Here is an 18,666-nt window from a genome sequence, read left to right on the forward strand (position 1 = left end):
AACCTATTGGCTATTATTACAGAAATAAAATAAGAAGAATGAGCGCGGAAGAAATATCAAATAAACTGTGGAACTTGTGTAACGTTTTGCGTGATGATGGCGTAACCTATCACCAGTATTTAAATGAGTTAACTTACATTTTATTTTTAAAACTATCTGATGTAAAAAACTTTACGGATCAAATACCGCAAGAGTACCAATGGGAAACCTTAAAGGCCATTAAAGATAATAAGCAGCTTTTTGATACGTACCGCGATATGTTGGCAAATATTAGTGCTAAATCTAACAATGCTACCATTAAAGAAATTTACACCAATGCGTCTACTACATTACGTAAGCCAGTAAATCTTCGCACATTGGTTACCCAAATAGATTTAATTGATTGGTACGAAGAGCAAGAGCGCGATACCATGGGGCAGATTTATGAAGATCTGTTAGAAAAAAATGCCAACGAAAAGAAAAGTGGTGCTGGGCAGTACTTTACACCACGCCCGCTTATTGAGGTAATGATTGAACTAATGGCGCCTAAATTGGGGCAAACATGGAACGATCCTGCGTGCGGAACTTTTGGGTTTATGATATCGTTAGATCAGTATTTAAAAGACCGTTACGATTACGTGTTTGATACCAATGAAAAAGAACGCGATTTCCAAATTAATAAAGCCCTAAGCGGTGTGGAGTTGGTGCAAGATGCCCACCGTTTGGCATTAATGAATGCCAAACTGCACGGGTTAGATAGCCAAATATATTTGAACGATACGCTTACCGAGTATGGAAAAACCTTAAAAGGATTTGATGGCGTATTGGCCAACCCACCTTTTGGAACCAAAAAAGGAGGCGAAAAACCTACGCGCGATGATTTAACATTTTTGAGCAGCAATAAACAGCTCAATTTTTTACAACACATTTACCGTTCGTTGCATAAAAAAGGTACGGCACAAGCCGCTGTGGTATTACCCGATAACGTATTGTTTGAAGATGGCGATGGGCAGCGTATCCGTAAAGATTTACTAGATAAATGTAACCTCCATACCATATTACGTTTACCTACAGGTATTTTTTATGCGGCTGGTGTAAAAACCAATGTGTTGTTTTTTACCCGTGGCAAAACCGAAACGGGTAACACCAAAAACATTTGGTATTACGATATGCGCACCAACGCCCCTAGTTATGGTAAGCGTACCCCATTTACGCGTAAAGCCTTTGCCGATTTTATTACCGCTTATACAGGTGGCCTAACGGCCGATGCCGTAAAAATGGCATACGATGGCACCATTGACGAACAAAAACGGGCAGCCATTAAAGACGAACGTTGGCAGAGCATTAGCCGAGAAGAAATTGCTAAAAAGAATGATTCTTTAGATTTAGGCTTAATAGCCGATGACAGCATTACCAAAGTAGAAGACATTGGCGAACCAATGGATATTGCCAAAGAAGCTTTAACAGCATTGGATGCTATTACCCAAGAGTTGAACGCAATTATTAAAGAGTTGGCCTAATGGAGAAGTTACCGAAGAATTGGATTGAGACCTCATTGGGTTATATTTCAGAATGGTCATCTGGAGGAACACCAAAAAGGAATAATGCAGCTTACTATAATGGACACATTCCATGGATTAAAACTGGAGATTTAAATAATGGACTTATAGAAACTGTTTCAGAGTATATAACTGAAGAAGGGTTGAATAATTCAAGCGCAAAGGTTTTCCCAAAGGGTTCAGTTGCCATAGCTATGTATGGAGCAACCATTGGTAAAACAGGGTTGTTTGGTATGGATGCTGCGACAAATCAAGCTTGTGGAGTGGCGCAGCCATATTTAGGAATGAATAAGTTTCTACATTACTACCTAAAGTCTGAAAAACAAGCATTTATTGATAAGGGGAAAGGAGGGGCCCAACCGAACATATCTCAAACTGTTTTGAAGGCCCATAAAATTGGGTTACCCCCGCTTGCAGAGCAACAACGCATTGTAGCCAAGTTAGATGGTTTATTTGGGCATTTGGAGCAGGTGAAAACCCGTTTGGATAAAGTGCCTCAATTGCTTAAAAACTTCCGCCAAGCCATCCTTACCCAAGCAGTAACCGGTAAGTTAACGGAGGAGTGGCGTAAAGGGAAGGAGTTGGATGAAGCGTATTTTTACGATATTGAAAAATCACATCTGAGTAAAACGAAGCCAGTTAAGGTAAGAGGGAAAAAAGGTTTTAATGAAGAGTTAGGCCTATTTGAGATACCAAAAAATTGGAGGTGGATATCAAATTATAAATTGACTGTTGATGGAGGAAACTCTATTTGTGCGGGACCTTTTGGGACAATTTTTAAAGCTAAAGATTTTAGAACCGAAGGTATTCCAATAATTTTTTTAAGACACGTAAAGCCTGAAGGGTTTAACCAAAGGAAACCAAACTATATGGATCCGACAGTATGGAAAGAATATCATCAGGAATATTCAATATATGGTGGAGAGTTATTGATAACTAAGCTTGGGGATCCACCTGGAGATGCAACCATTTTTCCATCTGATTTTGGTGTTGCAATGTTAACACCGGATGTAATGAAGGCTGATTACAATCCCGAATTATTTAATGTAAAATATGCGTCATACTACTTTAATTCAAATGTATGTAAGGACATCATTTCAGATGTCTCTTTTGGTATGACTCGATTAAGAATTGATTTAACCATGTTTAAATCTTTTCCTATACCAGTTCCTTCGATTCAAGAACAAACCGAAATCGTTCGCAGGGTAGAGCAGTTATTTGCCAAGGCAGATAAAATAGAAGCGGCTTATACTCATTTAAAACAAAAAGTAGATAATTTACCCCAAGCCATACTAGCTAAGGCCTTTAAAGGAGAGTTGGTAGAGCAGTTACCTACAGACGGTGATGCTAAGGAGTTATTATCGAAGATTGCGGCTTTGAAAGCAGAGGCTGTTAAGGGTAAAAAGAAGGGGAGGAAGAAATAACTTGATTCGATTGATTAAAACAAAGATTAGCGGAATTATCAAAACTGTCTTTGATCTTCCACTGTGGTTTTTAATGACCGTATCTTTTATATTAAGCGTCAACTTAACTTATTTACTATGGATTTTACTAGGTTAATAAAGGAGATTGAAATAAAAATTAAACGGAATGCAATATTCTTTTCCATTTTATTAGGTATTACGGTTGTTTCGGCCGCATATTTTGGAGGGTACGAGCCATACCAGGATTGGTGGCAACAATATATTGGGAATAAAACAGGGCAAGGAATAATTACCAATCTGATCGTAATTACTACTACTATTTATGCTTTCTCTGTTCCCATCTCTATTACTTTAATAGCTAAAAAATTTGCTCCGTATGATGAAGGTATTTTACGAGAGTTTTTGTTTGGCACCTGGAATGTTCAGTATCAAGTTATTGGTTTACCTATAATAATTGGACTCTTAGTAATCTTGAATTTTGTCGAAGCATTTAGAGGTTTTAATACATTGGTTTTAGGAATTTCAGTTTTATATGCAATTTGGAATACCTATATCTTTTTTAGGTATATAATTGATATTACTATCAACGGAGAGAAGTATATAATTAAGTGGAGCCTTAAAAGGGCGAAGAAAAATTTACTATGAAATTGAAGGTAGAGCATAAGCAGGTTCACCCTTTTTTTAAAGACGTTAATACCCTTATCATGGCAGGTAAATTGTCTATAGAACAAAGAGAGGATATTTTGTTTTTTGAAGCTTACAATGGCGTTTTCGAATTAATGGATTTATCTATTGGGTTATTGAATAGGAATGTGGACAAATTCAATAAAGTTTTTAATACTTCGAAATCGGAATCTATAGATTTGCCCATTGATTGGGAGAATGTTGAAATTGTTAGTGTTTCTGGTTTTACTCAAACTGATCGGGAATTAAAAGAACAAAAACCTAAGTTCAGTGTTAACAAGCAAATGGATTATGGTTTTTTTACTTACATAAATGGTTTTGAAACATGGCGTAATACCGCATACAGTAATCAAAATGAAAAGCTAGTTTCTTTAATAAATGAAGGTATAATTGATTGGATTACTTGGGCTATTGAGGAAATGGAGACTAAACCTTTAGATATCATTGAGGAAGTAAGGATTTGCATTAGTGGGTTGCTGAACCAATTAGTGCCGGAATCATTGCCAAGTTCATCTTATATTTATTGGGAAAAACATTTGCAATGGTACTTTGAGATTCTTATTCACAATGGTATTAATGTGATTGCCTATCAAAACCTTTTTGACGAGTGGTTATTGCGTAGCATTGATTTAGCCATCAGAAATAAAAAATTCGCAGTAGTTGAGCGGTTTACAAGAAGAGTTATTGATGGCATAGGTTTGGTGCAATTGGACTCATATGGATTGGGAAACTTGATAATTGAAAATTCAGAAATAGAAAAGAGATATTTCGATTTATCTTCAAAAGTTCAGTATATATATTCAATCCATGAATATGAAAAATTAGCTAATGAGATTGATTTGTTGGTGAACAAAATTTCTGAGCTTGAAATAACAAATGCCAAGGAAATTGGCGAGGGCTATAAAAGTGTTCTTAGGAAAAACTTCCAACGTTTAAATTTGGAAAAATTGGCACTTCATTTTGGAGCTAGATTATTATTTGAAAAAGAATTCACCACTTTAAAAAATGTGCTAAATTATAATCAACCCTATGGAAACCATTCGTTTCAAGGAAATCGTGATGTTTTTCCAAAGACGGTACCTGAAATTTTAGAACATGGTCTTAATTATGAAATTGAAGGACAACATTTTTATCAGTTTTGGCCAGGACATATGGATAGTAAATACTGGGTATACCAACTTTTGTATATCTTATTAGCACGATCATTTCTTTTGCCTACTATAGGTCGAAATAATTTCACAGACGCAATTAGAGATCCAGATCAACTATACTTGTTAAAGGATTTAAAGAAGTATTCATTCCAAAATGAAGACTTATTGTCAGAGAAAATTTATCCCGGATTTAAGGACTTTAAATTTGAATTTTTTGATGGGCAATTTGATTTATTGATTTCAAATTCTGAAAAAGTACAGAAATAGCCATCTAATACATAATTGAATATGCAATCAAAACCCCAAACCACTGGTGCTGAGCGGTAGTCGAAGGGTATAATTGTTCCTCTAAGATGGAGAACTTTCTCAAAGAAGTGATAGAACAAACCGAAGGTCAGAATAAAGAATGGCCATTGGTAGGGTAGAAAAATTATAAAATAGAAAAAAGAATGACCCCAGAAGAATTTATTTTAGAATTACGAAAGTTTTTAGATAAACTTTCAAATGGTAGTAAGGTTGGGAAATGGAAGTATAAGGAACAAACAACACTAACTCATACCACACTTAAAGAAAAATGGGATAGAGAAGAATTCTATGGGTATTTGTTTGAGTTCGAAGAATATCAATTGGTGTTCCGGCCATTGCTTTTAGAAAAGCACAGGTATTTATTGGTTGATTCCCTTTCCTCCAAATCTGATTTAGTTAATTTCTTATTAGATAGGAACCAGTACTTTGTTAAAGGTGAGGTTTTTTCATTACGTGATAACTATGTGTTAAATACTGGTGGAAAAAGGAGAAAAAGGGAAACTAAATTAGCCATGTCAAAGGTAATGGCACCGCAAGACGGCTTAATATTTTCTTGTCCAATTGAGACCATAGACTTTGAAGATTTAATTGTGAATTTTTTAGATTGGGTTGTGTTAAGAGAGAATGCTAAATCCATAATAAAAGCAGGTGAAGAAAGGTTTAAACAAATAGCTGCTGATTTTCAAAATGCTGTTTCAGTGCAGTTAGAAGAGAGTGCTTTCAAATTTGGAAGAATTAATTCAAATTACATGTTTATTAAAGATAAGCATGGACTAATTGGAGATATAAAAGCACATTACGAACTGGTAATAAATGCTGGTGAATTGGGTATAGAATTACATTTTGAACAAGGGAATAAAAAGGAAAAGGATCAGTTTCAGAAATTAATTGGGCCTGTACCTGATAGGTTAAAGTGGTTTCCATGGTTTTCTTCGAAAAGCATTTGTTTTAATGAAACCATAAGCTTTGACAGACCCAATGTTATACCTTTCTTGTTAGACCAATTAAGCTTTTTGGAAAAAGAATTAGGAGATAAAGTGAGAGAAGTATTAAAAAATGGAGGTAAAGAGATGAATGACGGAGCAAAAAATACTTCCAATAAGAAAGATACCATGAAAAAAGAACCAATAAACCAAATCCTATACGGCCCACCAGGAACAGGGAAGACCTATCATACTAAAAATTGCGCTTTATCTATTATTGAGAATAAAACAATTGATCAAATTGATTCAGAAAGCCGTGAATTAGTAAATAAAAAGTATAATGATTTATTAATTACGGATTGGGAAGAAGGTAATGGTCAAATAGGTTTTGTGACATTTCATCAAAGTATGAGCTATGAGGATTTTATTGAAGGAATAAAGCCAGATTTGAGTTCAAAAGGTGAAATTTCTTACGATATTATCCCTGGGATTTTTAAAGGCATTAATTCTCTTGCATTAGATAACTGGAAAGCCTTTAACAATAGTTCTGATAATCAATTACCGTTCGAGGAAGCTTTTAATTTAATGAAAGAAGAGTGGGAGGAATACCCAGAAATGGAATTTCCATTGAAAACCAAAGGAAAGGAATTTACTATTGTAAGTTTTTCTAAAACTTCGATTCGGTTTAAGAAGGCCAGTGGTGGTACGGGGCATACTTTGAGTATAGCCACGTTAAGTGATTATTACTATAATAAACGAAGTTTGAAGCTTACTGGAGTTGGCATTTATTATCCGGGCATTTTAGATAAATTGAATTCTTATAAGTCGGTTGAAAAAATTACCAAGCAGCTAAAGCAATATGTGTTAATTATCGATGAAATTAATCGGGGTAATGTTTCTCAAATATTCGGAGAGTTAATTACTTTGATTGAACATGATAAACGACTTGGGGGAACCGAGAGACTAGAGTTGACACTTCCTTATAGTAAAGAACCATTTATTGTGGCACCAAATCTACACATTATTGGCACCATGAACACCGCAGACCGCAGTGTAGAGGCATTAGATACCGCATTACGTAGACGATTTTCTTTTAAAGAGATGATGCCTGATTCGGATCTAATAAAACAAGAATTAGGAGATAAAAATGAGTGGAATGGAATTCAAATTTCAGAAGTATTAAAAACTATAAATAAACGAATTCAAGTATTAGTAGATAGAGATCATACTATTGGACATTCATACTTTTTAGGTCTTAAAGAATCCGAAAAATTTGAAGAAGATTTAAAGGCGGTATTCACCGACAAAATAATTCCGTTATTGCAAGAGTATTTCTTTAATGACTATGTAAAGATTGGGATGGTACTTGGAAAAGGATTTATAAAGAGTTATTCTAACAGGGGTATCAAATTTGCGGAAATTGAAAATTCAGTTGGTTCAGATTATGAAGATGGAAATGGATATGAAATAATTCCCTCTACAGATATCAAACTGAAAGAAGCTATAGATCAATTAATGCTTAGAAGTGAGTAAAATACCACCCATACAGGTTTTTGAGTATGAGTCTATAGCATTCAAAGGTCGGCATCATAAAGAAGGGTTTTCTGAAGAGGTCTTCAACGCTTTTGAAAAATACTTTCAAGCCAATGAGCGTACGCCTTTTTTTGAAATGATTCCTTATGGAGTACGTTTTAAACAGTATGTCGGAGCTATTCAAATAGGAAAACACACCATTGAGGTTTTACCCAAAGCAGGTAAAGAAGGCAATGAAAAAGTTTGGCAATCCGTTTTACTGGATATGCTAAAAGCCTGTCATCTATTAACTGCGAAAGAAACGGGTGTTGCTTCTTTAAAACTTCGTGCCAACTCTATTTTAGATTTATATTTTGAACTGTATGTACAAGAACTAGAGTCTTTATTACATCAAGGGTTAATTAAAAAATATAGACAAAAAAGCGGACAGCAAAAAGCGCTAAAAGGAGCTTTGATTTTTTCAAAGCAAATCTCTCAAAATATAGTGCATAAAGAACGGTTTTATACGCGCCATACAGTATATGATAAGAACCACTTATTACATCAAATTTTAGCAGAAGCGCTGACCGTAGTTGCACGTTTGTCCAGTTCAGCTAGATTAAAAGACCGTATTGGACGTGTTCAACTAGATTTTCCTGAAGTTAGTAAATTGGATGTTTCCGCAAGTCATTTTGTCAAACTAAGAACAGATAGAAAAACAGCCCCCTACCAGAAAGCCATAGGAATTGCTAAACTGATTATTTTGAATTATCGCCCAGATATATCTGCAGGTAAAAATGATTTATTGGCTTTAATGTTTGATATGAATGTGCTTTGGGAGGAGTATGTATATCGTATTTTAAAAAAACATGCGCATACCGATTATGAGGTTTTATCGCAAAGGAGATATAAGTTTTGGGAACATAAAATAGTTCAACCCGACTTGGTTCTTAGAGAAAGAAATACGGATAGAACTTATGTAATTGATACCAAATGGAAGGTGATTGACTCCAAACATCCTGCGGATGATGATTTAAAACAGATGTATGTCTATAATCATTACAGCAAAAGTTTTAATAGTATGTTGCTATATCCACGTACCCATGAACAAGATGATGTACAGGGGAAGTTTAGGCTTTTACAAAATGGAAAAGAACATCACTGTAGTTTGGGTTTTGTGGATGTTATTGATGGAGATGGTTTAAATAAAAAAATGGCATCTGATATTATTAAGAAACTGGAAGTTGTATAAGGAAGCTCTACTTAAATTATAAGGGAAGTAATAAGAAGGGAATAGGTTGCTGTAGAACTTCGGCTCAGTACAATTATTCCACCCTCAGAAAACCAGTAGTTTATACTCAGTATTCGTATTATATTTACGCTATCAAAAAAATGGGTATGAAAATAAAACTACTTTTTGCAGCATTATTAATTGCCCATTTGGGTTTTACCCAGGAACAGGTGTTACCCAATCAAATGACACCTGATGAAGTTCAAAATATTGAAAGCTATAATCAATCACGTCAGGTAACTGGAATTACAACTCCACCAGGTTCATCGGTGCGTACGATGGCGGAGTGGGAAGAAATTCAATCTTTGGTGATCGCATGGGAAGGGTATCCGACCATTTTAAGTCAAATCACAGATATAGCTCAGGACGAATGTGAGGTCATAATAGTGTGTGACGATTCTAACAATGTAAAAACTGAGTTAACGAATAACGGTGTGCCTTTACACAATGTGAGTTATATCCAGCAAGCTACAAACTCTATTTGGATGCGCGACTATGGTGGAAATACGGTGTATAAGAATGAAGTAGATTCATTGTATTTGGTTGATTGGATTTATAATCGACCAAGACCTGCCGATGATAATGTACCAGATGCCGTGGCAGCTTTTAAAAATATCCCATTGTATCAAACGACTGCAGCGCCTTATTCTTTGGTACATACCGGAGGTAATTTTATGACGGATGGTTTTGGAACTGGATTTTCTTCTAAACTGGTATTAGATGAAAATGCTGCGGGGGGATTATTTAATCCCGAAAATTTAACCGAAGCACAGATAGATCAACGCATGAATCTTTTTATGGGAATTGATAAGTACATTAAAATGGAGGTACTTCCTTACGATGGAATTCATCATATAGATATGCATATGAAGTTGCTGGATGAAGAAACTCTGTTGGTGAGTGAATATCCCATGGGTGTGGCAGATGGTCCTCAAATTGAATTGAACTTAGATGATGTGTTGAATAATTATCATTCAACTTTCGGCACACCCTATGAAGTGGTTAGAATACCAGTTCCGCCAAGTACATCTGGAGCCTATCCGGATAATGGAGGATATTATCGAACGTATACCAATCAGGTATTTGTCAATAAAACAATCATCGTCCCGACTTATAGAACTGAGTATGATACAATAGCATTAAGAATTCTAAGAGATGCGATGCCTGGGTATAAGGTGATAGGTATTGATTGTGATACCCATCCTAACAATATTATCCAGTTGAGTGGGGCCATTCATTGTATTACTCGAGCTGTAGGAGTTGCAGAGCCATTACTCATTTCTCATCAGCGGTTAAGAGATACGGATAATACCACAACTCCATATACTGTAAGCGCCTATATGAATCATATTTCCGGTATTGTCAGTGCAACATTGTATTGGACTACGGATACTACTTCAGGTTATACAGCTGTGTCTATGAGTAATGTTGGAAACGGGAATTGGGAAGCACAAATTCCAGCACAACCTATAAACACTCAAGTGTATTATTATGTAAAAGGACAAGCGAATTCAGGGAAACAGCAAGTGCGACCAATTGTAGCTCCAGCAGGATACTGGAAGTTTAATGTTATCAGCCCAAATAGTATTGAAGAAGCGGATGTACAAGTGGGTATAGATGCCATATTTCCAAATCCATCCAGTACGATTGCTTGTATCTCGGTATCTGTAGATCATCCTACTCAAGCGAAAATGGAGGTGTTTAATATGGTAGGTCGGTCTGTTCAATTAGTTCACCAGGGAGTAGTGCCAATGGGAAAAAGTAAATATTTCATCAAGACCGAAGTTTTGCCTATAGGAGTATACATGGTAGTTTTAAAAGTTGCTGGTCAAACTCAGGTTCAGAAGTTGGTCGTGAAGTAATAGAAGTATTAGCGTCCATTTATGAACTTACCTTGATTATTCATGAAGCGAAAAGATTCATTCATGAAACTAAAGTTGTGATTTATGTGTTATTATCTTAAATTCGAGAGTGTTAGTTTTTTAATGATGACTCAATAAAACAACCGGTTATTATGAAAAGAATACTATTCCCCTTAATTTGTTTACTGATCTTAGCAAGCTGTAATAAAGATGAAATAAATAATGTTTTAATTCCTCCAAAAAAATACCCTAAAAGATATCCAAAAGAATACTTACCTACTTATCCCGGGTCTTATTGGGTGTATGATAATGGAGATACCAATCGAACCGGAGTATCATATGTTGTAGCCGAAATATTTAGTGCGAATAGAAACTTTGGAACAGGTAAGGTAAGTTGCTATTCTATTGAAAAGGCTATGTATACAACTTATTTGGGAAAATATGTTAAAGATTATACATTATATGGACAAGATTCTAAGGGAACGTGTACTAATTATACGCTACTGAGTGAAGAGTTAGGAGCGTATATAACTGTATATGCGAATAAATATTATAGAACAGAACTCATAGTGAAGTCTAAGGATGTTCAAATTGAATTACCTAATGGAAAGGTATATGATAATGTCATTGTGATGAATAAAGTGAATCTTGGTGGGCCGGAATTAGATGTAGAGATTTATTATGCAAAGGGAATAGGGTTGATTGGTCAAAAAACGATTGAAAACTATTTTACACAAGATACCATTCCGGTTTGGGATAAGTACTTGGTAGATTATCATATTAATTATTAGTTCCCGCCTTTTAATGAACTTCAAACTCTTTCTTATTGGAGAGGTTTTGAATCTAATCAATACAATTGTCTAACTGATATAGACTTATATGGAGGTGCTTTCGAAACACTTCTGCTATGACTTAGCCCTTGGTTACTCCTTATACTATATAACCTAACAATTCTAATGGAATGTGAGGTGACTGAGGATTTTGTTGGAAACAAAATGTCTCGAAGTCACCGTTTATAAACCCACCCTGAACATTTATGAAGTGAGATCGATCATTCATGAATTACATATGGAGGGCATTTGAATGACCGGGTAGATTTGGGGAATAACTTTATAAATTTTTAACTATGAAAAGTTTACTTAAAAACTCTCAATTAGGTAGCCAGGTCTTGATAGGCGCCTTACTTTTTTCCTCCACAATACTAGCTCAGGTTGACCCAGATCCAGGTGGAGGATTTCCACCAGCCGACCCTTGTGATGGTAGCATTTGGTATGATCGCGTGTTAAATGAAAATGCACCTACCGCTAGAAGTGGTTTTACCGGAGTCAAATATGGATTCCAAAAAGTATTTTATGTGAATGGGGATCATACACATTCAGATTTTGGAAGACTAATGAATATTTATGGGGCTACCTATCAAAACTATGGAGCTTTAAATGGTAATTCCACAAAGGTTAGTAGGTATAGCTCTCCATCTGATGTTATCATGGTAAATGGCTCGGTTTATTTTATATCTGAATCAGGTTATAGGTTACATTCATTAACCTGGGGACCATCCGGATGGGTAGAATCTGTGGTAAATAATTCGTCAAATGCTTCGCCAAATGCTACTACTACAGGTTTTGGAGGTTGTTTTGATGTGAATGATGCTAACGGTAGAATTTATTACAACCACACTTGGAGTGGTTCTACTGAGGTTTCAGCAATAGATGGACCATATGCATGGCAGGTGAGCGCTTTGGATGCATCGGGATCAAACTCCACCGGTGAAATCGTAAAAGGTGGTTGGGGAATTTATTATCGTGGAGATGATTTTAAATTAAAATTAAAAGCATGGGATTCTGGTTCTGGATGGTATACAGCATCTCTAGGTAATGGTCCTGAATTGGCCTATTGGTCTCCATTAACATATGCGAGTGGGCGTGTGTTTTATATTGATGTAAATGATAAAATAAGATACATTGATGAAAATACCGGAACAACGCATGCTGTACTGAATGCATCTGCACCATCACCTTATACTACAGGACGTAGTGATATGGTAGCAAGCAATAATAAATTGGTATATGTTGGTACAGATCATAGAATACATATGATGACTTATAATGCCGGAGTATGGACGCATAAATTATTACACCCTACAGCACAAGTTAGAGACGATACCAAGATGGACTTTATTGATGGGAGAGGAATTGTATATGTAGGACGATACGATAGTAAAATTCATGAGTTGTTTACCTGTGAGGATGCAATAAGCTTTAAAAAGGCACCTGAAAGCACGTTGCAAGAAGAAACAATAGAGTTGGTTTCCTTTACAATGTATCCAAACCCGGCAATGGACAATGTGAAAATTGCTATTGAGTCTGATGAGCCAGGTACCATTTTGATTCAAAATATGACAGGGCAAACAATATATCAAACCAATTTTGGTGAAGGTAATTATACAGAGACTTTAGATATTAACGATTATGTAAAAGGAATTTACATTGTGAAATTAGTATCTCAATCAGGTGAGCAAATCGCCATAAAAAAACTAGTGAAAAACTAGTGATTAGTCAGTGGTTTACTAAAACGCCAGCTATTTAGTTGGCGTTTTTTTTGCTCAATATTTGGAAAGATATAATCTGTTTAAAATCAGGAGTCAAATTAATAGATTTTAGAAGAGGAAGTATTATTTTGTATTTTATTAAATCAATCTTTCTTCAAACGTTGATTAATCCAATTTTTAAGACATGATTTTAACCCATGAAAGGATATACTTACATACTCAAATGTATTGATAATAGTTATTACACAGGAAGCACAAAATTCCTAGCTAAGCGGATTCAACAACATCAGAATGGAAAAGGGGCAAAGCATACAAAAAAACGGTTACCTGTAGAGTTAGTTTATGTAGAGGTTTTTGATCGGATTGATCATGCTTTTTACCGCGAAAAACAAATTCAAGGTTGGAGCCGTAAAAAGAAAGAAGCGTTAATTACTGGTAAATATAATCAGTTACCTGAATTATCTGAATCTTATAGATTTAAATAGAGGAGCTTTGGCATTCGGGCCTTCGAGACAATGAAGCATAGCTTCATTCCTCAGGCGCCTCCGCCAATCTACTTCATAATGTTATATTATTCTTATTAGACTAGAAGCGACTTAGGTAGTGTATTTACGAAATGGTTTTGTTGAAAGTAAAACTAAAGGTGCCTGAGGATTCAGCTAAAGGCTGAACGTCTCGAAGGCCCGATTACTCTCCCTTCACCTGATACTCCATTTCAAAACGAGGTCTGTTTCTATTCACATCATCGTTGATTTCTTCTTTAAAAGTAAATCTCTCAGTAAGTCCTTTGGAGGCAATATAGGCTTGCATGTTTCGTATGCGTGCATCAATCACTTTTTGATGCGTAGCTTTTAAATTATCTTCAGAAACATATAAATCCGCCAATTCATTAAAAGAAAGTTCACCCGGAACAGATTGTGTTTTCGTTTCCAGGAACGTGATCAACTCTGGTGTTTCATCCATATGTAATACCTTGGCAATATCTACGGCATCTAGTTCGACCTGTGCACTGTCGCTCCCATAATTTTGCTGGAGAAATAAACCTTTCTTAGCCAGATATTCTTTTACCAGTTTCTTTTCTTTTTCAATGTCCAGCGTTTGTTGTGCGACCACAGAAATCCCCGGTTTTTGTTCAAGTACATTTGCGATTAAATCCAGTTGTGCTGTTTGTTCCGGTCCGAGTTCATATTGAAGTAATTCGAATCGAATAAATTTGATATCATCCTCGCTAGCACCTACGGCATCTGCCAATAAGTTATAAGGAGAAGTAGCCGCTTTAATCAATACGTTTAACACGACTTTCCAAATCAGCTTACTATAACGAAATTCCGGATCATCAATATCACCTTCGGCAGGCACATCAATATGGATCAATCGTTTAGGATCTTCCAAAACCATCACTCCTAATTTCATTGGAACTTTATATTCCGGTTTGACACTTTTTACCTTATCACCAAACTCAGTCTTGTATAATTTCATTACCAAATGACTATTGAGGTGATTGCCCACAATTTTGTTTTTGGTTTGGAAAGAAAGCCTTCCACCTTCAATAGGATAAGCTGTAGAATTTAACGAGAACACAGAGAAATCTTTAATTGGGATTTTTCTTAAATCCATATTGAAAGTTCCGCCTTTATCAGGATTTCCTGGATCAGTGACCATAAACCCTTTAAACGTTCCTACGCCATTCATGATCGCATCCAGATTAAAAGTAACATCACGACCTTCAGTCAATGAATCTGCTTTAAGGTTGATTGCGGTAATAGCATAATCAAACGGTCCATTCGCAATGGATTTATCCGTGTAGTTGACCACACCGGAGTTCAATCTGAATTCTTCCAATAGGTAGGTTAAAGGTTCTTCCTCTACATTAGTTTCTACATTGATCTCAGCCGTACGTGTGGTATCCGGATCTTCTTTCATTAAGGTGCTCAGATTATCAAAATCTTCGGTGTATTGAATTGCATTGATTTCTGGTTGCGTTACTGTAAGTGAACCAAAATGGTACGTATTGGTTAATAGGTTCAATTCTTTAGCATCCATATACAAAGCACCCAATTTAAATGCTTCAACGCCTTCGTTATCCGCGATCATGAAATTGTTCAGATTCATGCTGCCTTTTACAACTGGTGTGGTTGGGGTATCCAAATCTCCCACAATATGGACCTGCCCGCTAAATACTCCTTCCAGTTTAGTGATGTTCATACTGGATTGGGTATAGATCAAAAATGGGTTAAGATCTAAGTCCTGTACCCCCATATTACATTCATAACTGCTTTCTTCCAGGTCGTAGTCAATATCCATATTGAATCTACCACCTTTGGCAAGTGCAAATTCTAATCCAGCTTTAGTGTTCTTATCCCCAAAAGAAACCCCGGGAATTTTAACATTGATATCCTTTAAGTTATGGTATGCCCCCAAATCCCGGTCATCATATGCCACTTCACTATGTAAAATCTGAATATCATTCAACGTGAATACTTTGATAAAAGATTCCTCTTCCTCAATAGTGGTATCTACTGCTGTAGTGTCTGAGGGAGGGATTAAATCATCAAAATTGAACCCCTCATGTTCCATCCAAACACTCACATTAAGTCCTTTGATATGAAGCGCTTCAGAAAGGAAAGTGCCCCCAAATAATTTGTATAATACCAAATCCATATACAGAGAGTCAAACTGAACAAATTCAGTAGAATCGTGTTGTTCCAGAATTTTAAAATCGGTGATTACAAAATGTCCATTGAAAGCATTAAAATCTAATTCCGACATTTTTATTTGACGGCCAACGAGTTCGACACTATTGTCTTCAATATAGGTTTTCGCGTAGTCGGGGCCTGCCCATAAAATTATGGTTACAACCAGTAGCAGGATGCTGGTGATAATAAATAGAATTTTTTTCATACGTTTTAGAGTGGTGCAAAAGTAGGATTAAATGTGAAGTCTAAGTTTTATAAAATTTAGAATAATATCAATTTAATGCCCATAATCCACATCATCCATTTTACCATGAAATACTTTGTATTGGATAAAGAAATAGATCGCCACTAAAACAATGGCGATGGCAAACCAGTAAACACCCACCGATAATCCATATTCATCTGCAGCTACATTGTAAATTGTCAAAGATGGATTGATCGCATTGGTAGATGGTAAAACCTTTGGAAATATTGACATCGCTGTAGAAATAAATCCGCCTAATAAAAACAAAGAAGAGAAGATAAACCCGGTACCATCTTTTTGAAATTTTTGGATTCTATACAGTCCTAAATGTCCAATCAAACAGATCAAAGGAAATAGTATTAGAAGTGGAGATTCTTTAAAATTATGAAATGGATCTTCCTCAATCACATGCCACGAGAAAATGGAGATGAGGATGAGAATGGATAACCCAATATTCAGTTTGAAAATGACCGCTCTCAATTTTGTATTAATACTAGAGTTTGTTTTGAAGATAATCCAGTTGGCTCCGTGAATCGTTAACGAAACAACTCCGATAATGCCTAATAAAAGCGTAAACCAATCAATGATTCCTAATTGTTCGGAGACCGGGTGAAATGAAGCGTCCCAAAGTGGTAGAAAGAAATAGTGCGCTTCTTGCGTAGATACTCCATTGACAACGTTTCCTAAATTGACCCCACGAACAATATTTCCTAAGGCTACGCCAAAAAATAAGGCTAAAAGAAAACTGGCAATGCCAAAGGCTTTGTCCCAAATAGCCTCCCAAATGGGATGATGAATTTGATGTCTCAATTCCAATCCAATTGCCCGGAAAATGAGTAACCAAAGAATAATAATAAGCGGTAAATAGAATCCACTAAAAGAAGAAGCGTATAAAGTTGGGAAAGCGAAAAACAAAACTCCTCCAGCAGCAATCAACCAAACTTCATTGGCATCCCAGAATGGGCCAATGGCTTGTGTGATCGCTTTTTTATCCGCTTCCTTTTTCGCAAAAAATAAATGGATAATTCCAGCTCCGAAATCGTAGCCGTCTAATATGATATAGATTGCCAACATGAGCATCAATACGATATACCAAAATAATTCCATAATCAGTTTTTTACAGGTTGAGGTCCATTGTGAATCGCCTTGCCGACAAGTAATAAGAAGAGTAGACCGAGGAGCATATATAATCCGATAAAACCCAGAAGCGTAAATAATGTGTTTCCAGAGGAAACGGTAGGAGACGCGCCTTCAGCAGTTCGCAATAAATTGTAAACTAACCAGGGCTGACGTCCCAGTTCAGCCGTATACCAGCCCGCAATATTGGCGATATAAGGAAACGGAACCGCAAACATAATCGCCCATAGGACCCATTTGTTTTCGGTAAGTTTTTTACGAATTAATAAAACCAGAGCGATAAACATCAAACCAATAAAAATGGTTCCCAATCCGACCATGATATGATAGGCGTAATAGAGCCCTGGAATATTAGTAGGATAGAGGCTTTCATCAAATTGATCAAGACCCAAAATTTGTTGATCCCAATTTTGGTAAGTTAAAAAGCTGAGGACATTAGGAACCGCAATTTTATTGTCTAGTTTTTTCTCCTGGATATTAGGTTGGCCGATGAGCACAATTTCAGAACCACCTTCTTCGGTTTCAAAAATACCTTCCATGGCAGCAAAAGTGACCGGTTGATATTTTACCAGATTTTTAGCAGCTAAATCACCGGAAGGGAATGCCATAAATACACTGGATATAAATCCCAGAATCACTCCTGTTTTTAAGAAAATCTGTCCATATTTTTCATGTTTGCTGGTCAATTGATAAAATGCACCAATCGCAGCGACTACAAAAGAAGATGTTACTAAAGATGCTGCTTGATTGTGTAGGTATGAAGGCCATAACCACGGATTTGAAAACAGCGCAGAGAAGTTTTTAAGCACAAACTTCCCATTTTCTAAAATCTCATATCCAACCGGATATTGCATCCAGGAATGTGTGGCAATAATTAAGAAGCCACTAGCCCAGGAACCTAGAAATACCAGAAAACCTGTAAGGAAATGAAGTTTATGTCCGAGGAGTTTCTCACCAAATAAAAAGAGACCTAAAAAAGAAGATTCCAGAAAGAATGAAAACATGCCTTCCATTGCTAAGGTCTGACCAATAATACCACCTGTAAGTTCAGAAAATTTGGCCCAATTGGTACCAAACTGAAATTCCATGGGGATTCCGGTGACCACCCCCATGGCAAAATTTAGTGCAAAAATCTTCATCCAAAATTTAGAAGCATTATTGTAAATGATGTTTTCAGTTTTTAGAAATTTCCATTTAAAATATACTATGATAAAGGATAGCCCCATGGTCAATTGGGGAAATAAGTAGTGGAATGTGATCGTAAATGCGAACTGCATGCGATCATAAAATAACATATCTTCCATGATCGGAAATATTTAAGGATGACACAAAATTAAGGGTTAAACAGAT

At 36.0% G+C, this 18,666-nt stretch carries 13 protein-coding genes; 10 read left to right on the forward strand and 3 right to left on the reverse strand.

Going from position 1 to position 18,666, the window contains the following annotated elements; translation table 11 throughout:
• Positions 1 to 38 precede the first annotated feature (38 nt).
• The 10 genes from KFE94_12100 (at position 39) to KFE94_12145 (ending at position 13,724) form a co-directional block, all read left to right on the forward strand.
• Complete coding sequence (locus KFE94_12100; GenBank protein ID UTW65393.1) at positions 39 to 1,499, forward strand: N-6 DNA methylase; 1,461 nt, start codon at positions 39 to 41, stop codon at positions 1,497 to 1,499.
• Positions 1,499 to 2,962, forward strand: a complete 1,464-nt coding sequence (locus KFE94_12105) for a restriction endonuclease subunit S (GenBank protein ID UTW65394.1) — start codon at positions 1,499 to 1,501, stop codon at positions 2,960 to 2,962. The genes KFE94_12100 and KFE94_12105 overlap by 1 nt, the downstream gene beginning before the upstream one ends.
• A gap of 117 nt (positions 2,963 to 3,079) precedes the next feature.
• Positions 3,080 to 3,607, forward strand: a complete 528-nt coding sequence (locus tag KFE94_12110) for a hypothetical protein (GenBank protein UTW65395.1) — start codon at positions 3,080 to 3,082, stop codon at positions 3,605 to 3,607.
• Positions 3,608 to 3,774: 167 nt separating this feature from the next.
• Positions 3,775 to 5,064: a hypothetical protein gene (locus KFE94_12115; GenBank protein UTW65396.1), complete on the forward strand. Its 1,290-nt coding sequence runs from the start codon at positions 3,775 to 3,777 to the stop codon at positions 5,062 to 5,064.
• Positions 5,065 to 5,399: 335 nt separating this feature from the next.
• Positions 5,400 to 7,559 (forward strand): AAA family ATPase, encoded by a 2,160-nt coding sequence (locus KFE94_12120; protein ID UTW65397.1) that lies wholly within the window; start codon positions 5,400 to 5,402, stop codon positions 7,557 to 7,559.
• Positions 7,552 to 8,790 carry a restriction endonuclease gene (locus KFE94_12125; protein ID UTW65398.1) on the forward strand — a complete coding sequence of 413 codons (1,239 nt, stop codon included), beginning with the start codon at positions 7,552 to 7,554 and terminating at the stop codon, positions 8,788 to 8,790. Before KFE94_12120 ends, KFE94_12125 begins: the two co-directional genes overlap by 8 nt.
• Before the next feature lie 146 nt (positions 8,791 to 8,936).
• Positions 8,937 to 10,691, forward strand: coding sequence for an agmatine deiminase family protein (locus KFE94_12130; protein ID UTW65399.1), 1,755 nt, complete (start codon positions 8,937 to 8,939; stop codon positions 10,689 to 10,691).
• Positions 10,692 to 10,843: 152 nt separating this feature from the next.
• Positions 10,844 to 11,482 carry a hypothetical protein gene (locus KFE94_12135; GenBank protein UTW65400.1) on the forward strand — a complete coding sequence of 213 codons (639 nt, stop codon included), beginning with the start codon at positions 10,844 to 10,846 and terminating at the stop codon, positions 11,480 to 11,482.
• A gap of 335 nt (positions 11,483 to 11,817) precedes the next feature.
• Positions 11,818 to 13,239, forward strand: coding sequence for a T9SS type A sorting domain-containing protein (locus KFE94_12140; GenBank protein ID UTW65401.1), 1,422 nt, complete (start codon positions 11,818 to 11,820; stop codon positions 13,237 to 13,239).
• A 197-nt stretch (positions 13,240 to 13,436) separates the two neighbouring features.
• Positions 13,437 to 13,724 (forward strand): GIY-YIG nuclease family protein, encoded by a 288-nt coding sequence (locus KFE94_12145; GenBank protein UTW65402.1) that lies wholly within the window; start codon positions 13,437 to 13,439, stop codon positions 13,722 to 13,724.
• Between the two features lie 202 nt (positions 13,725 to 13,926).
• On the opposite strand, the gene KFE94_12150 is transcribed toward KFE94_12145, so the two are convergent.
• From KFE94_12150 to KFE94_12160, 3 genes are all read right to left on the reverse strand, one after another.
• Positions 13,927 to 16,140: a DUF748 domain-containing protein gene (locus tag KFE94_12150; protein UTW65403.1), complete on the reverse strand. Its 2,214-nt coding sequence runs from the start codon at positions 16,138 to 16,140 to the stop codon at positions 13,927 to 13,929.
• Between the two features lie 72 nt (positions 16,141 to 16,212).
• On the reverse strand, positions 16,213 to 17,286 hold the full coding sequence (cydB, locus tag KFE94_12155) for a cytochrome d ubiquinol oxidase subunit II (GenBank protein UTW65404.1): 1,074 nt from the start codon (positions 17,284 to 17,286) through the stop codon (positions 16,213 to 16,215).
• Positions 17,287 to 17,288: 2 nt separating this feature from the next.
• The gene (locus KFE94_12160; protein UTW65405.1) at positions 17,289 to 18,620 is read right to left on the reverse strand and encodes a cytochrome ubiquinol oxidase subunit I; all 1,332 of its coding nucleotides are present in this window, start codon (positions 18,618 to 18,620) and stop codon (positions 17,289 to 17,291) included.
• Positions 18,621 to 18,666: the final 46 nt, after the last annotated feature.

The sequence above is a fragment of the bacterium SCSIO 12643 genome (assembly GCA_024398135.1).
Classification (GTDB): domain Bacteria; phylum Bacteroidota; class Bacteroidia; order Flavobacteriales_G; family Salibacteraceae; genus CAJXZP01.